Annotated in this window: 14 protein-coding genes; 7 read left to right on the forward strand and 7 right to left on the reverse strand. The window is 74.0% G+C overall.

Annotation, left to right across the window (positions count from 1 at the left end):
* Positions 1-90: 90 nt before the first annotated feature.
* Both VE614_RS17235 and VE614_RS17240 read left to right on the forward strand, forming a co-directional pair.
* Positions 91-1926: an HSP90 family protein gene (locus VE614_RS17235; RefSeq protein WP_324937483.1), complete on the forward strand. Its 1836-nt coding sequence runs from the start codon at positions 91-93 to the stop codon at positions 1924-1926.
* Positions 1926-5462 (forward strand): tetratricopeptide repeat protein, encoded by a 3537-nt coding sequence (locus tag VE614_RS17240; RefSeq protein ID WP_324937432.1) that lies wholly within the window; start codon positions 1926-1928, stop codon positions 5460-5462. The genes VE614_RS17235 and VE614_RS17240 overlap by 1 nt, the downstream gene beginning before the upstream one ends.
* Before the next feature lie 224 nt (positions 5463-5686).
* Here the strand turns inward: VE614_RS17240 and VE614_RS17245 are convergent, their stop codons facing one another.
* Positions 5687-7444 (reverse strand): DAK2 domain-containing protein, encoded by a 1758-nt coding sequence (locus tag VE614_RS17245; protein WP_324937434.1) that lies wholly within the window; start codon positions 7442-7444, stop codon positions 5687-5689.
* Between the two features lie 264 nt (positions 7445-7708).
* Here VE614_RS17245 and rpmB point away from each other — a divergent pair, with 264 nt between their 5' ends.
* Complete coding sequence (gene rpmB / locus VE614_RS17250; RefSeq protein ID WP_003993230.1) at positions 7709-7894, forward strand: 50S ribosomal protein L28; 186 nt, start codon at positions 7709-7711, stop codon at positions 7892-7894.
* Positions 7895-8063: 169 nt separating this feature from the next.
* Here rpmB and thiD read toward each other — a convergent pair whose 3' ends face one another.
* Positions 8064-8882, reverse strand: a complete 819-nt coding sequence (thiD, locus tag VE614_RS17255) for a bifunctional hydroxymethylpyrimidine kinase/phosphomethylpyrimidine kinase (RefSeq protein ID WP_324937436.1) — start codon at positions 8880-8882, stop codon at positions 8064-8066.
* Positions 8879-9844 (reverse strand): thiamine-phosphate kinase, encoded by a 966-nt coding sequence (locus VE614_RS17260; RefSeq protein ID WP_086171146.1) that lies wholly within the window; start codon positions 9842-9844, stop codon positions 8879-8881. Before VE614_RS17260 ends, thiD begins: the two co-directional genes overlap by 4 nt.
* Before the next feature lie 302 nt (positions 9845-10146).
* Between VE614_RS17260 and VE614_RS17265 the strand changes: the two genes are divergently transcribed.
* Positions 10147-10380 (forward strand): Lrp/AsnC family transcriptional regulator, encoded by a 234-nt coding sequence (locus VE614_RS17265; protein WP_324937439.1) that lies wholly within the window; start codon positions 10147-10149, stop codon positions 10378-10380.
* Positions 10381-10400: 20 nt separating this feature from the next.
* Positions 10401-10898 carry a DUF3515 domain-containing protein gene (locus VE614_RS17270; protein WP_324937440.1) on the forward strand — a complete coding sequence of 166 codons (498 nt, stop codon included), beginning with the start codon at positions 10401-10403 and terminating at the stop codon, positions 10896-10898.
* 80 nt (positions 10899-10978) lie between these two features.
* On the opposite strand, the gene VE614_RS17275 is transcribed toward VE614_RS17270, so the two are convergent.
* The 3 genes from VE614_RS17275 to VE614_RS17285 are packed head-to-tail and all read right to left on the reverse strand — an operon-like array spanning position 10979 to position 14021.
* Positions 10979-12136 (reverse strand): D-alanine--D-alanine ligase family protein, encoded by a 1158-nt coding sequence (locus VE614_RS17275; RefSeq protein ID WP_324937442.1) that lies wholly within the window; start codon positions 12134-12136, stop codon positions 10979-10981.
* Between the two features lie 59 nt (positions 12137-12195).
* On the reverse strand, positions 12196-13206 hold the full coding sequence (locus VE614_RS17280) for an NAD(P)H-dependent glycerol-3-phosphate dehydrogenase (RefSeq protein WP_324937444.1): 1011 nt from the start codon (positions 13204-13206) through the stop codon (positions 12196-12198).
* Positions 13203-14021 (reverse strand): lysophospholipid acyltransferase family protein, encoded by an 819-nt coding sequence (locus VE614_RS17285; RefSeq protein ID WP_324937446.1) that lies wholly within the window; start codon positions 14019-14021, stop codon positions 13203-13205. The genes VE614_RS17280 and VE614_RS17285 overlap by 4 nt, the downstream gene beginning before the upstream one ends.
* A gap of 154 nt (positions 14022-14175) precedes the next feature.
* On the opposite strand from VE614_RS17285, the gene cofC reads away from it, so the two are divergent.
* Both cofC and VE614_RS17295 read left to right on the forward strand, forming a co-directional pair.
* The gene (cofC, locus tag VE614_RS17290; RefSeq protein WP_324937448.1) at positions 14176-14835 is read left to right on the forward strand and encodes a 2-phospho-L-lactate guanylyltransferase; all 660 of its coding nucleotides are present in this window, start codon (positions 14176-14178) and stop codon (positions 14833-14835) included.
* Between the two features lie 9 nt (positions 14836-14844).
* On the forward strand, positions 14845-15048 hold the full coding sequence (locus tag VE614_RS17295) for a hypothetical protein (protein WP_324937450.1): 204 nt from the start codon (positions 14845-14847) through the stop codon (positions 15046-15048).
* Between the two features lie 108 nt (positions 15049-15156).
* On the opposite strand, the gene VE614_RS17300 is transcribed toward VE614_RS17295, so the two are convergent.
* Complete coding sequence (locus tag VE614_RS17300) at positions 15157-15843, reverse strand: HU family DNA-binding protein (RefSeq protein WP_324937452.1); 687 nt, start codon at positions 15841-15843, stop codon at positions 15157-15159.
* Positions 15844-15846: the final 3 nt, after the last annotated feature.

Consider the following 15846-nt stretch of genomic DNA (forward strand, 5'->3'; position numbering starts at 1 on the left):
TGGCGCGCTCCGGCCATCCTTTCGCGGTCACCGCCACACCGGGGCCGCCCGACCCCGCGCCGTTGTCCCTCCCCCACCGGCGCCGTGACGATGGACTCCCAGACCTCACAGTCATCACAGGCATCCCAGGCGTCTTCCTCGCCTCACATGTTCCAGGTCGACCTGCGTGGTCTGGTGGACCTGCTCTCCCATCACCTCTACTCCAGTCCCAAGGTCTACCTGCGGGAACTGCTGCAGAACGCGGTCGACGCCATCACCGCCCGGCGCGCCGAGCAGCCCGACGCCCCGGCCCGGGTACGGCTGTACGCGCAGGGCGGCACCCTGCGCGTGGAGGACTCCGGCGTCGGGCTCACCGAGTCCGACGTGCACAGCCTGCTGGCGACCATCGGCCGCAGCTCCAAGCGGGCCGACGGCCTCCAGGAGGCGCGGGCCGACTTCCTCGGGCAGTTCGGCATCGGACTGCTGGCGTGCTTCGTGGTCGCCGAGCGGATCCGGGTCGTCAGTCGCAGCGCCCGTACGCCGGACGCCCGGCCCGTGGAGTGGACGGCGTCGGACGACGGGTCGTACACCGTCCGGACCCTGTCCGGCGAGGCCCGGCCCGAGCCCGGCACCACCGTGCATCTGGTGGCGCGGGCCGGTGCCGGGGAGTGGCTGTCGCGGGAGCGGGTCGTGGCGCTGGCGCGGGACTTCGGCGCACTGCTGCCGTACGACGTACGGGTGGGCGAGGAGGCGGTCACCGACCTGCCCGCGCCCTGGGACCGGCCGTACCCCTCCCCCGCGGCCCGCCGGGTGGCGCTCGCGCGGCACTGCCACGAGCAGTTCGGGTTCACCCCGCTGGACTCGATCGACCTCGACGTGCCGCTCGCGGGCATACGCGGGGTGGCGTACGTCCTGCCCTCCGCGGTCAGCCCGGCCCAGCGGGCCCGGCACCGGGTGCATCTGAAGGGCATGCTGCTGACCGAGCGTGCCGAGCAGCTGCTGCCCGACTGGGCGTTCTTCGTGCGCTGCGTCCTCGACACCGACAGCCTGCGGCCCACCGCCTCGCGGGAAGCGCTGTACGAGGACGAGACGCTGGCCACCGTACGGGAGGCGCTGGGCGAGCGGATCCGGTCCTGGCTGACCGGGCTCGCGGCCGGCGATCCGCAGCGGCTGACGGCCTTCCTCACCGTGCACCACCTGGGCGTGAAGTCCCTCGCGCGGCACGACCGGGAGATGCTGCGGACGATGCTGCCGTGGCTGCCGTTCGAGACGACCGACGGGCAGCTGTCCCTGGAGGAGTTCGCGCAGCGGCACCCGGTGGTGCACTTCACGCGGACCGTCGAGGAGTTCCGGCAGGTCGCCGCGATCGCCTCCGCGCAGGGCATCGGGGTCGTCAACGGCGGCTACACCTACGACAGCGACCTGGTCGAGGCGCTGCCCTCGGTCCGTCCGGGGACCGCGGTCGCCGAGCTGGACGCGGACACGGTGACCGCGCACCTGGACCCGGTCGAGCCGGGTGCGGAACTCGCCCTCGCCGACTTCCTGGCCACCGCGCGGGCCACGCTCGACCCGCTGGGCTGTGATGTCGTGCTGCGCGCCTTCCACCCGCTGTCGGTGCCCGCCCTGCATCTGGACGACCGCGCCGCGCGGCACGAGCAGGCCCGCGCGGAGGCCGAGGAGCAGGCCGACGAGCTGTGGGCGGGCATCCTCGGCTCCCTGCGCGGCGGCGCCCCGCGCGCGCGGCTGGTGCTGAACCACCTCAACCCGCTGGTCCGGCGGATCGGTTCGCTGCCCGAGCGGGAGCTGATCGGCACGGCCACGGAGTCCCTGTACGGCCAGGCCCTGCTGATGGCGCGGCGCCCGCTGCGGCCCGCCGACTCGGCGCTGCTGAACCGGGCGTTCCTCGGTCTTCTGGAATGGGCCACTCACCGCGAGGACGAGCACTGATGAGCGAGATCACGGACTTCGACTCCCTGCGCGACGCGCTGGCGGAGAACGCGGCGCGGCCCGAGGGCCCGGCCCGCAACGCGCGCGCGGAGCAGCTGCTGGCCGCGGCGGAGCGGCTGGAGATCCCGCTCGCCGTGATCGAGGCGCTGGGGCACCAGCTCACGGTCTACAACTACAGCTCCGAGAAGGCCAAGATGTTCGTCCCGTTCGCGCGGCTGCTGCGCATGTGGGACGAGCGCCCCGAGGACTTCGACGAGCAGGAGGCCCACTCCCTGCACTGGGTCTTCAAGTGGATGACGACCGGCATGCTCGACCAGCCGCACATCCCGCTCGCCTCCATCGAGAAGTGGCTCGGCGAGATGGAGCGGCGCTACCGGCTGGCCGGGCACTCCGAGCGGGCGGTGCGCAGTGCCGAGTTCCATGTGGCCGCGCACGTCGGGGACGTGCCCCGCGCGGAGCGCGCCTACGCGGCGTGGCTGGCCGCCGCCCGGGACTCCATGGCCGACTGCCACGCCTGCGAGCTGGACGGGCAGGGCTGGTGGCAGGCGGAGCGGGGCCGGGACGAGGAGGCGCTGCGCGTCTGGCGGCCCGTGCTGGAGGGTGAGTTCTCCTGCGCCCACGAGCCGCACGCGGTGCTCGCCTCCTCGCTGCTGCCGCTGGTGCGGCTGGGCCGGCCGGACGAGGCGCGCGCCCACCATCTGCGGGGTTTCCGGCTGGTGCGGTCCATGGAGAGCATGCGCAGCGCGTACGCCGAGCATGTGGAGTTCTGCGCGCTGACGGGCAACGAGGCACGCGCGCTGGAGCTGCTGGCGGAGCGGCCGGCGTACTTCACGGACAGCGGGCAGCCGCGCAGCCGGATGGAGTTCCTGAGCGTGGTGGCGCTGCTGATGGACCGGCTGACCGGGCTGGGGCTGGGCGCCCGGCAGGTGCCGGGGCCGGCCGGGCGGGACTGGACGGCACGTGAACTCGCGGTGCACGCGCGCGTGGAGGCGCTGGCGCTGGCGGCGCGGTTCGACGAGCGCAACGGCACGGCGTACGTCACCGAGTGTGTCCGGCGGCGCATGGACCAGCCGGGGCTCCTGGACCGGCTCCCACTGGGCGTGCGCAGTCCGCGCTCGGCGCACACGGCGCACGCCACCGCGCCCGCGCCGGTCGCACCACCCCTGGCCGTCCCCGGCGCGAACGGCCCGGACGGCCCGGACGGCACCGACGGCACGGACGGCGCGAAGGACGCGGGCTCCGGTGGGCGGCCCGGCCTGGACGCCCTGCTGGCCGAGGCGCGGCGTCTGTCGGACGCCCTCCAGCCGAACGCCGTCGAAGCGTGGGCGGCGGTCGGGCGCGCCGCCGAGGCGACCGGAGGTGCCGGCCTGGACGCACGCGCCCGCGCGGAACTCGCGGACCACCAGGCGATGGGCCTCGGCCCGGACGGCGCCACCCTGTTCGAGCACGCCGCGGAGCTGTACGCCGAGGCGGGCGATCCCGGCGAGGCCCTGGCCGCACGCGCGCGTGCCGCCTACGTCCGCGCGCTCGCGGGCTCCGTGGACGAGGCCGAGGCCGCCGTCGCCGAGCCCTACGACCGGGTCCTCGCCCTCTTCGCCGAGGAGCGCACGGGCATACGCCAGACCGCGTCGGTGCTGATGGCCCGGGCGCGGATCCTGATGCAGCGGGTGTACGGGGTGGACGAACCCCTGTGCAGCGACGAGGAGGGCGCCGCGGAGGCTGTCGCGGAGGGCGAGGAGGGCGAGGGGGCCGAAGGGGCCGAGGGGACCGAGGCGGAGGCGCTGGGCCTCGCCGGGCCCGGTGCGGCGGGCGAAGGGCCCTCTCCGGTGACCGAGGGGGCTGCCGCGCGGGGCCTGGCGCCGTCGGACGCGGAGGGTGCCACCGCGGACTCCGACGAGCTTCGGGTGGCCGCGGACCCGGCCGCGCAGGCCGGGGAACCGTGCCCGGTGGAGGGCTCCACCGCGCAGAACCTGGAACCGCTCGCAGCCGAGGGCGCCGCCGCGCGGGCCGAGGAACCGCTCGCGGCGGAGGGCTCCACCGGGCGGAGCCAGGAAGCGTTCGCGGGTGAGGGCGGCACCACGCTGAGCCAGGAACCTCTCGCAGCCGCGCGGGCCGAGGGCCCCTTCCCGGCAGAGGGCGCGTCCCGCGCGGGCGGCTCCGGGACGGCCGGCCCCGAGGGACCCTTCTCCGTGGTGGGCGCCATCCGCGCGGTGCACCCCGTCCTGGCCCCGGCCGAGACCGCCGTCCGGGAGGTGCTGGCGCTGGTGGACGGGCACTCCGGGGGTGATGTCCAGCTGGCCTCGCGGGCCGCCGAGGCGCGGGCGATGCTCGCGGAACTGGCGGTCCGGGCGGGCGACGCGCGGACGGCGGCGGCACTGCTCGCGCGAGCCGCAGGGGAGTACGTGGACGCGGGGCTGCCGTGGTTCGCCGTGGAGTACGAGGCCCGGCTCGCCGTACTGGCCCACCGGCTCGGCGACGGCGCCGAGGCGGCGCGGGCGCTGCGCGCGGCACTGGCGCACGGCGGAACCGAGCTGGAGCCCGTCGGGCGGGCGCAGCTGCACCTCCAGCTCGCCGAGGTTCTCGGCGGCGCGGGGCAGGCCGAGGAGGCCGCCGAGCACGCCCTGGAGGCGGCGCACTGGGCCGACGAGGCGGGTGAGGGCCGCACCCTCGGCCCCTGGGCGCGGCAGGTGCTGGGCGGGTTCCTGCTGCGGCAGGGACGGTGGGCCGAGGCCGCGGAGGTGCTGGAGTCCGCGCTGGCCGATCTGACCGAGGCGACGCACGGCGACGGCGCGGTGGTGCAGGCGCAGTGGTGGCTCGCCGACTGCCTGAGCGAGCTGGGGGAACACCAGGCGGCCGCGGAGCGGCGCCTCCAGGCGGCGGAGGTCGCCCGGCAGTGGCCGGACCAGCACGACCACGCGACCCTCGCCCACCTCGCCGCCGAATCCCTGGGCCACGCGGGGATGCCGGCCGAGGCCGACCAGGCCTACACGCGCGCGGGCGACCTGTGGCGCTCGCTCGGCAACGTCCACGGTCTCGTCCGCTCGGTGCGGGCCCGCGCGTGGCTCGCGCTGCGCGCGCAGGACGGCTCGGACCGCGCGCGGGAGCTGATGGCGGACGCCCTCCGGGAATGCGCTGCGGCGCTGGACGCGGCACCCGACGAGGAGGCCCGGCAGCGGCTCGCCGCCGAACTGGGCGACACTCATCGCCAGTTCGGCGACCTGCTGGCCCGCTCGTGCGCCGAGGACGCCGAGGACGGCTCGATCCAGGCCGTGTTCGAGGCGGCCCTGGCCCAGATGACCGAGGCGGTCGCGGTGTTCGCCGCCCTCGGCGAGGACGGGCTGCACAGCCGTACCGGCGCCGAACTCGCCGCCGGCTGGCTGGAGGCGGACCTGGGCCGTTCCGCCGAAGCCGCCGCGCACGCGCGTGGCGTGCTGGCGGCGTACGCCGGTGCCGGGGAGAGGGACGAGACGACGCGGGCCCGGCGGGCGGAGGCGGAGCAGATGCTGCGGGTGGTGCGGGAACAGGGGGAGCGCTGACCCACGCGGGGCGCGCTCTCGCGCGGGGCACGCAAACCGCGAAGTCCCTCTCCCGCGCGGCCGGCCTCCGCGGACGACGCACTCCCGCGCGGGCCGCACCTCGGGAAGACCCACTCCGCACGGACCGCGTCTCCGCACGGACCGCGGCACCTCGCGGACCGCGGCACCTCGAAAGACGCGCCCCCGCGCCGCGAGCCGCGCCCCCCGCGATGTCCGCCCGCCCCCTACTCCACCCCGATCAGCACCAGCGCCCCCTGTCGCCCGCCCCGGTACACCACCGTGTCCACGGCCAGGTAGGCCTCCCGTACCCGTGACTCCAGGTGCTCGGCGACGGTCTGGGGCACCTCGTCGGCGAGCACGATGGTGACCAGCTCGCCGCCGGCCGCGAGCATGCGGTCGAGGACGGTCCGGGCGGTGGCGGTGACGTCCGTGCCGATCAGGGCCACGTCGCCGTCGATGAGGCCGAGCACGTCGCCGGCCTGGCAGATGCCGGCCGTGGTCCAGGACTGCTCCTCGGCGACGGCGACCTCCGCGTAGCGGGTGGCGCCCGCCGCCGAGGTCATCGCGACGACGTCCTCGTCGAAGCGGCGCCCGGGCTCGTGCACCGCGAGGGCCGCGATGCCCTGCACTGCGGACCGGGTGGGGATGAGGGCCACGCGGATGCCCTCCGCGCGGGCCTGCTCGGCCGCAGCGGCCGCGGTGTGCCGCAGCTCGGCGTCGTTGGGCAGCAGGACGACTTCGCGTGCGTGGGCCCGGCGTACCGCGTGCAGCAGCTCCCCGCTGGCGGGCGGCTCCCCGGGGCGCGCCAGCACGGTGGTCGCGCCCGAGTCGGCGTACAGCGCGGCCAGGCCCTCGCCGGGAACGACGGCCACCACCGCCCGCTGGACCCGTTCCGCGGGCGGGCGCTCCCCGCGCGCGGTGTGCACGTCGCCCGCGGCGAAGTGGGTGATCCGGATCCGGTACGGCCGGCCGGCCTCGACGCCCGCCTCCACGGCGGCACCGGCGTCGTCCACGTGCACATGGACGTTCCACAGCCCGTCGCCGCCGACCACCACCAGGGAGTCCCCGAGGGCGTCCAGCCGCTGCCGCAGCCGCGCCACGGCGACGTCGTCGGCCTCCAGCAGATAGATCACCTCGAAGGCGGGGCCGCCGCCCGCAGGGACCGCGGCCCCTTCCGCGCAGGCCTGTGCCTCGTCCCCGGCAGTGCCCTCCACGCGCGCGTGCCCTCGGGCCGGTGAGGCCGCCACATCGCGCGGTGCCTCCCCCGTGCAGGTCTCCACCAGCGCCCCGAGCACCGCCACGAGCCCCCGCCCCCCGGCGTCGACCACCCCGGCGCGCTCCAGCACGGCGAGCTGTCCGGGCGTCGCGGCGAGGGCGGCGCGCGCCCCTTCGTAGGCGGCCCGCGCCACGGCCCCGCAGTCACCCCCCGCCGCCCGCGTCCCCGCCCCGACCGTTTCCGCGGCGTCCGCGGCGGCCGAGGCGACGGTGAGCACCGTCCCCTCGACGGGGTGGGCCACGGCCTGGCGGGCGGCGTCGGCGGCCCGGCGCAGGGCGAGCCGCAGCCCGGGTCCGTCCGTGTGCGGGGCGGTGTCGTCGGCGGCGAGCACCTGGGACATCCCGCGCAGCAGCTGGGCGAGGATCGTCCCGGAGTTGCCGCGCGCCCCGATCAGCGCCCCGTGCGCCATCGCGCGCACGGCCTCCGCGAGCGACGGCCGCTCCGTCGTGCCCGCTCCGGCCTGGTGCGTCCCCGCTCCGGCCTCATGCGGGCCCGCTCCGGCCTCGTGGCCCGCGAACACCGCCTCCACGGCGGCGGCGGCCGACTCGACGGTCAGATACAGGTTCGTGCCGGTGTCGCCGTCCGCCACCGGATACACGTTGATGGCGTCGATCTCCTCGCGCGCCCGTCCGAGGGCCGCGAGCGCGAGCCCGCACCAGGTGCGCACCGCGAGAGCATCGAAGAATGTCTGCGGCACCTGCGCCACCTGCGCCTCCTTGAGCTGCTGGACTGGACGCAGCGTAGACCCAGGGCCGGTGGCGGACGGAAGAGACCCGGGGCGGGCCCCGGAGCAGCCATGGTAGTTTCGTTCCACGGGCGCAGCCGTTGTATGCTGCTCCGGTTGCCCGATCTGATCGGGCTTTCCCCCTGGCAGCGCCACTCAGATCTCAGATTGCTCGTAGAGCCTGTGATCTTGATCCCGGCATGCCGGGATCAACCGTAAGTGCATCTGAAGTCTTTGGAGTGACCCGTGGCTGCCAACTGCGACGTCTGCGGCAAGGGGCCGGGCTTCGGCAACAACATCTCGCACTCGCACCGCCGTACGTCCCGCCGCTGGAACCCGAACATCCAGCGTGTGCGTACCGTGGTCGGCGGGACGCCGAAGCGCGTGAACGCTTGCACCTCGTGCATCAAGGCCGGCAAGGTCTCGCGCTGACGCTCAGCTGAGCGCGCGGCCACTGCCGGTTCGCTGTGAGAAGCCGGTCCACCTCGGTGGACCGGCTTTTTGCTGTACCCGGACCCCACTCGCCCGGGCTGTACCCGGCCGGGCACCCCCAGGTCCGGATCCGCCCGGGCTGTGCCCGGCCGGGCGGCACCCGTGTGATCTACGCCTCCGGCCCCGCGCCCTCCTGAGCCCGCGAGAGGGCCCAGCCGTGGTGCACCGGGCCGATGCCGCCGCCGAGCGCGAAACCGGCCGCGATGGCCCCGGTGACGTACTCCTTGGCCGCCCGCACCGCCTCCGGCACGGTGCGGCCCCGCGCGAGGTGGGAGGCGATCGCCGAGGCGAGCGTGCAGCCCGTGCCGTGAGTGTGGCGGTTGTCGTGCCGGGGTGCGCGCAGCCAGTGCTCCTCGGAGCCGTCGGTGAGGAGATCGACGGCCTCACCGGCCAGGTGGCCGCCCTTGATCACCACCCAGCGGGGGCCGTACGCCAGGACGGCCGCCGCGGCCTGCCGCAGCTGCGCCTCGGATTCGACCCGGACGCCGGTCAGCTGGGCGACCTCGTCGAGGTTCGGGGTGGCGACGGTGGCGACCGGCAGCAGCTTGGTGCGGACGGACTCCAGCGCGGAGGCCGCCAGCAGCGCGTCCCCGTGCTTGGAGACGCCGACCGGGTCGACCACGGCGGGGGCGTCGGTCCCGGAGATCAGCTCGGCGACCGTCTCGACGAGTTCCGCCGAGGCGAGCATCCCGGTCTTCACCGCCTGGACGCCGATGTCGTCGACGACGCTGCGGTACTGCGCCCGCACCGCCTCCACCGGCAGTTCCCAAGCACCCTGGACGCCCAGCGAGTTCTGCGCGGTCACGGCGGTGATCACGCTCATCCCGTGCGCGCCGAGGGCGAGCATCGTCTTCAGATCGGCCTGGATCCCGGCGCCGCCGCCGGAGTCGGAGCCGGCCACGGTCAGCACTCTCGGCGGCGCGGTCATGACTCCATGTCCCCGAAGTGGTCCCAGCCGCCCTTGCTGGTCCAGGGCGCCCCGTCCACCGTCACCTGTGGCAGCGCGGAGGGGTTCAGCACCTCGCCGATGACCTTCCAGCGGGCGGGCAGCTTCACGTCCGGCGGGAACGTCGCCACGATCGCGTGGTCCTCGCCCCCGGTCAGCACCCACTGGAGCGGGTCCACGCCGACGGCCTGCCCGATGTCGTTCATCTGGGAGGGGATGTCGATCGCCCCGGAGCGGATGTCGATGCGCACCTTGCTGGCCTCGGCGATGTGCCCCAGGTCGGCGATCAGGCCGTCGCTGACGTCGCACATCGCGGTGGCGCCCAGCCCGGCCGCGGCGGGCCCCGCGTGGTAGGGCGGTTCGGGGCGCCGGTGCGCCTCGACGAAGGCGCGCGGCGAGCGGAAGCCGCGGGAGAGCACCGCGTACCCGGCGGCGGACCAGCCGAGCCAGCCGGTCACCGCGACCAGGTCGCCGGGCTGGGCCCCGCCCCGCGTCACGGGCTCCTGGTTGCGCAGATCGCCGAGCGCGGTGATCGACACGGTGATGGTGTCGCCGCGTACGACGTCCCCGCCGACCACGGCGGCGCCCGCGACCTGGCATTCGTCGCGCAGGCCGTCCATCAGCTCGCTGGGCCAGGTCACCGGCAGTTCGGCGGGCACGACCAGGCCGAGCAGCAGCGCGGTCGGCACGGCGCCCATGGCGGCGATGTCCGCGAGGTTCTGTGCGGCGGCCTTGCGGCCGACGTCGTACGCCGTGGACCAGTCGCGGCGGAAGTGCCGCCCCTCCACGAGGATGTCGGTGCTGGCCACGACCCTCCGGTCGGGAGCGGCGACCACCGCGGCGTCGTCGCCGGGGCCGACCCGCACCGCCGGGGTGGTGGTGAGACGGGAGGTGAGCTCCCTGATGAGCCCGAACTCCCCGAGCTCACCAACAGTGCCCTTCATTGCCCTTACGCCCCTTCTGTCCTCGTGCATGCCCGGTCGCGCGTCAACAGTGTCCTCGATACGGCCGAAGCGACCGTCGGCGCGGTCCCCGATACGGTCACGGCGCCCGCCCTCGCGGCCTTCCGGGCCCCCTGCGCGGCCTCCCCGGCCGCCGGCGCGACCCTCGTGACCGTCAACCTCCGCCGTGCCGCCACCCCGGCGCGCACAGCCGGGTTTCCGCAGGTCTCCCCGCGGCGAGCGACGACGCGATACCGTGGCGTTCCTTTTCCCCACATGATCCTCGTGGCCGCCCTGGAGGTTCCGTGGTACAGGCGTACATCCTGATCCAGACGGAGGTCGGCAAAGCGTCGACCGTCGCCGAGACGATCAGCAAGATCCCTGGAGTGATCCAGGCCGAGGACGTGACGGGCCCGTACGACGTCATCGTGCGCGCGGAGGCCGACACCGTCGACGACCTGGGACGCATGGTGGTCGCCAAGGTCCAGCAGGTGGACGGCATCACCCGCACCCTGACCTGCCCGGTCGTCCATTTGTAGCCCCCGTCTACCCTGTGCCGGTGAACTCTTTCCGTCACCGGCTCATCGGCCTGCCCGCGCTCGCCCTGCTGATCGCCACCGCGGGCTGCTCCTCAGCAGACGACAGCGCGGCGGTGGCGGTTCCCAGTCCGGACGCGACGGTGACCGAGCTGTGCCGGAAGCTGGATGAAGCGCTGCCGGAGAAGGTGGCCGGGCTGAGCCGCAAGGACCCTGAGCCCCGGTCCACGCTGACCGCGGGCTGGGGAAACCCGGAGATCATACTGCGCTGCGGGGTGCCCCGGCCGCCGAAGATGGTCGACCCCGAGGTCGCGGAGGGGCGTGACCCGGACGCGGTGCCGGGCGGGGTGAACGGGGTCGACTGGCTCCAGGAGAAGACGGACGGCGGATTCCGGTTCACCACGGCGAACCGGCGCGCCTATGTCGAGGTCGGCGTGCCGGCGGACGTCGACAGCTCGGGGGTGCTGATCGACTTGGCGCCGGCCGTGAAGTCGGCGATTCCCCGAGGCATCGCCGACTAGACGCCGTACCTGGATCGGTCCGTTGCCGGGTGCGGGCCGTGCGTGGCTTGTCGCGCAGTCCCCGCGCTCCTTCAGCCGCGTCAGCGAAGGCCGGTGGACCGGTCGAGGGCCGCCTGGATCAGGCGGTCCACCAGCTCGGGGTAGCCGACCCCGCTCGCCTGCCACATCTGCGGGTACATCGAGATCGGCGTGAAGCCGGGCATCGTGTTGATCTCGTTGATCACGAACTCGCCGTCCTCGGTGAGGAAGAAGTCCGCGCGGACCAGGCCCTCGCAGGACGCGGCGTCGAAGGCCGCCACCGCGAGCCTCTGGACCTCGGCGGTCTCCTCGGCGGTCAGCGGGGCCGGGACGACGCCGGGCGTGGAGTCGATGTACTTGGCCTCGAAGTCGTAGTACGCGTGCGCGTCCGGCGGCGGGATCTCGGCGGGCACGGAGGCACGCGGGCCGTCCTCGAACTCCAGGACACCGCACTCGATCTCCCGGCCGCGCAGCGCGGCCTCGACCAGGATCTTCGGGTCGTGACGGCGGGCCTCGGCGATCGCCTCGTCCAGGCCGGAGAAGTCCTCCACCTTGGTGATGCCGATCGAGGAGCCCGCGCGCGCGGGCTTCACGAACAGCGGCCAGCCGTGCTCGCCCGCGAAGTCGGCGATCCGGCGCCGGGCACCGGTCTCGTCGCGCTCCCACTCGCGCGGACGGATCACCAGGTACGGGCCGACCTTCAGCCCGAACGACTCGAACACCCGCTTCATGTACTCCTTGTCCTGGCCGACGGCCGAGGAGAGCACACCCGAGCCCACGTACGGCACCCCGGACAGCTCCAGGAGGCCCTGGAGGGTGCCGTCCTCGCCGTACGGGCCGTGCAGCACCGGGAAGACCACGTCGACCTCGCCGAGGGCCTTGGGCACCGAGCCGGGCTCGCTGTAGACGACCTCGCGGCTGGCGGGGTCGACGGGGAGCACCACGCCGCCCTCGGTGGACTCGGCCAGTTCGTCGACGCTGGGCGTACGGCGGTCGGTGATCGCCATCCGCTCCGGCTCGTCGGCGGTGAGCGCCCACCGGCCGTCCTGGGTGATGCCGATCGGCAGGACGTCGTAGCGCGTCCGGTCGATGGCCTTGAGGACGGCGCCGGCGGTGACCACGGAGATCCCGTGTTCGGAGCTGCGCCCGCCGAACACGACGGCCACGCGCGGCTTGCGAGGCGGCTGCTCAGGGCTCTGGGGGAGGTTCTCGGTGCTCATATCGCGATGAGAGTACCCGTAGGCAGGACCCCGGGGCAGCGTCCGCCCCGCGGGTTCGCTCAGCGTCGCTCGGGCTTCGCGCTGCGCGACATCAGCTCCTTGAGGGCGACCACCGGCGGCTTGCCCTCGTGCACGATGCCCACGACCGTCTCGGTGAGGGGCATGTCGACGCCGTGCCGGCGGGCCAGATCCAGCACCGACTGGCAGGACTTGACGCCCTCGGCGGTCTGCTTGGTGACCGCGATGGTCTCCTGGAGGGTCATGCCCTTGCCGAGGTTGGTGCCGAAGGTGTGGTTGCGGGAGAGCGGCGAGGAGCAGGTGGCCACCAGGTCGCCGAGTCCGGCGAGTCCGGAGAAGGTCAGCGGGTCGGCGCCCATCGCCAGGCCCAGGCGGGTCGTCTCCGCGAGACCGCGGGTGATCAGCGAGCCCTTGGCGTTGTCGCCGAGGCCCATGCCGTCCGCGATGCCGACGGCCAGCCCGATGACGTTCTTCACCGCGCCGCCGAGTTCGCAGCCGACGACGTCGGTGTTGGTGTACGGGCGGAAGTACGGCGTGTGGCAGGCGGCCTGGAGCCGCTGGGCGACGGACTCGTCGGTGCAGGCGACCACGGAGGCGGCCGGCATCCGCGCGGCGATCTCCCGGGCCAGGTTGGGCCCGGTGACCACGGCGATACGGTCCGGGCCGACCTTGGCGACGTCGTCGATGACCTCGCTCATCCGCATGGCGGTGCCGAGTTCGATGCCCTTCATCAGGGACACCAGCACGGTGTCCGGGGCCAGCAGCGGCACCCAGGCGGCGAGATTGCCGCGCAGGGTCTGCGACGGGACGGACAGCACCGTGAAGTCGGCCCCGGCGGCGGCCTCGGCGGGGTCGGTGGTGGCCCGGAGGTTCTCCGGGAGCTCGAAGCCGGGCAGGTAGTCGGGGTTGGTCCGGGTCGAGTTGATCGCGTCGGCGACCTCCTCGCGGCGCGCCCACAGGGTGACCTCGCAGCCCGCGTCGGCGAGCACCATGCCGAAGGCCGTGCCCCATGAACCGGCGGCGAAGACCGCCGCCTTGACCGGATTGCTCACTTGCCCTGCCCTTCTGCCTGCTTCCCCTGCGCCTGAGCCGGGGCCTGTGCCTGCGCCTGTGCCTGCGCCTGCGCCCGCGACTGCGCCTGGGTGCGCCGACGCTGTTCGATGCGTTCGCGCTTCGGGTCGTACGGCGTCTCGGGCGCCTTCTCGCCGCGGATCTCCTCCAGCTGGCGGGTGATCGCGGCCATGATGACCTCGGTCGCCTCCTTGAGGACGTCCGCGGTCATGTCCTTGTCGTAGAACCGGGAGAGGTCCACGGGCGGGCCGGCGAGCACCCGGCTGGTCTTGCGCGGGAACAGGTGCGGCTTCTTGGCGTACGGGGGCAGCAGTTCGTTGCAGCCCCACTGGGCGACCGGGATCACCGGGCACTTGGTGCGCAGCGCGACCCGAGCGGCGCCGGTCTTGCCGGTCATGGGCCAGCCGTCGGGGTCGCGGGTGAGGGTGCCCTCGGGGTAGAAGGCGACGCACTCGCCGCGCTCCACGGCGTCGATCGCGGCCCGGAAGGCGCTGAGCGCGTCCGTGCTCTCGCGGTAGACGGGGATCTGCCCGGTGCCGCGCATCGCGGCGCCGACGAATCCCTTCTTGAAAAGCCCGCTCTTCGCCAGGAACCGCGGCACACGACCGGTGTTGTACTGGAAATGCGCGTACGCAAAGGGGTCGACGTGCGAATTGTGGTTCACCACGGTGATAAATCCGCCCTCGGCCGGAATATGCTCCATTCCACGCCAGTCCCGCTTGAGCAGAACCACCAGCGGTGGTTTGCAGATCACCGCGGCGAAGCGGTACCAGAAGCCGATTCTGCGGCGGGGCACGCGGACACCTTCCTCTAGGGCTGCCACCAGGCACGAGGGGCGCACAAGTGTCGCCCCAGGCCGTCGGTCTGTCGAGAACACCGTACGCCCCGAGGACCGGGCCGCCAGATGGCCCGGGGGACAATGTCCGCGACCGGAGAGGGGCGCGACACTCGTGCAGTGGACCTTGGTGATACCCGTGAAGCCCTTGGCGCGGGCGAAGAGCAGGCTCGCGGACACCGCCGCCGACGGCCTGCGCCCAGGTCTCGCCCTGGCGTTCGCCCAGGACACCGTGACCGCGGCGCTGGCCTGCGCGGCCGTGCGGGATGTGGCCGTCGTCACGGACGACGCGCTGGCCGGCCGGGAGCTGGCGGCACTGGGCGCCCGAATCGTCCCCGACGAGCCGGGCGGCGGTCTCAACGCCGCACTGGAGCACGCGGCGGCGGCGGTACGCGCTGAGCGCCCCGAAAGCGCCGTGGCCGCTCTGAACGCCGATCTCCCGGCGCTGCGGCCGGCGGAATTGGCCCGGACCCTGGACGCGGCGGCGGAATTCCCGCGCGCATTTCTCCCGGATGCAGCGGAAATCGGGACGACGCTGCTGACCGCACGGCCCGGCCGGGAATTGCGGCCCGCGTTCGGCCCGGATTCCCGGGCCCGGCACCGCGCGTCCGGCGCGGTGGAGCTGGGGCCCGGCGGGGTGGAGCTGGGGCCCGGCGGGGTGGATTCGGTACGGCAGGACGTGGACACCGGCGCCGATCTGCGCACCGCGCTCGCGCTGGGGGTGGGCCCCCGTACGGCAGCGATGGCCGCGCGCCTGCTGATCGCCGGGCAGTAGGCTGCCGTCATGCAGGCGACCGCATACACGTACGACGCCGAGACGCGCAGCGGACAGGTGCTGCTCGACGACGGCACGCCCCTCCCTTTCGACGCCTCCGCGTTCGACGCGGGCGGGCTGCGGCTGCTGCGGCCCGGCCAGCGGGTGCGGATCGAGACCGCGGGTGAGGGCGAGGCCCGCACGATCACGCTGGTGACACTGCAGACCTTCTGACCTTCCGGACTTCTGGACTTCCGCCCGGCCCGTCCGCGTCCGCACACGCCGCGGGCCGGACTCCCCAGGGAGTCCGGCCCGGCGCGTGAGTGCCCCTGTGACCTGCCCTTACTTCTTGCGGGCGGTGGCCTTCTTGGCGGTGGTGGTCTTGCGGGCCGACGACTTCTTGGCGGGGGCCTTCTTGGCCGTCGCCTTCTTGGTCGCCGGGGCCTTCTTGGCCGTCGCCTTCGTGGCCGTGGTCTTCTTCGCGGCGGTGGTCTTGGCGGCGGCACCCGTGGTCGTCTTCTTGGCGGGAGCCTTCTTCGCCGTGGTCTTCTTCGCGGTGGCGGTGGCCGTGGTCTTCTTCGCGGCCGGCGTCGCCTTCTTGGCGGTGGTCTTCTTCGCGGCCGTGGTCTTCGCCGCACCCGCCGTCTTCTTGGCCGCGGCCTTCTTGCCCGCGGACTTGGCGATGGTGGGCGGCGGGCCGGAGAGGCTGCCCTTGGGGGCCTTCTTTACCGCGATGTCGCCCTTGGGCAGCTTCTTCGAGCCGCTGACCAGGTCCTTGAAGCCCTGACCGGCGCGGAAGCGCGGCACCGAGGTCTTCTTGACCCGAACCCGCTCGCCCGTCTGAGGGTTCCGGGCGTAACGCGCCGGACGGTCGACTTTCTCGAAGGAACCGAAGCCGGTGACAGAAACCCGCTCACCTGCGACGACCGCGCGGACGATGGCGTCCAGTACGTGGTCGACGGCATCGGCGGCCTGCTGGCGGCCGCCCATCTTGTCGGCAATCGCTTCTACGAGCTGCGCCTTGTTCACGTC

Origin of the sequence: Streptomyces sp. (assembly GCF_035645055.1) — a bacterium.
In the GTDB taxonomy this organism is placed as follows: domain Bacteria; phylum Actinomycetota; class Actinomycetes; order Streptomycetales; family Streptomycetaceae; genus Streptomyces.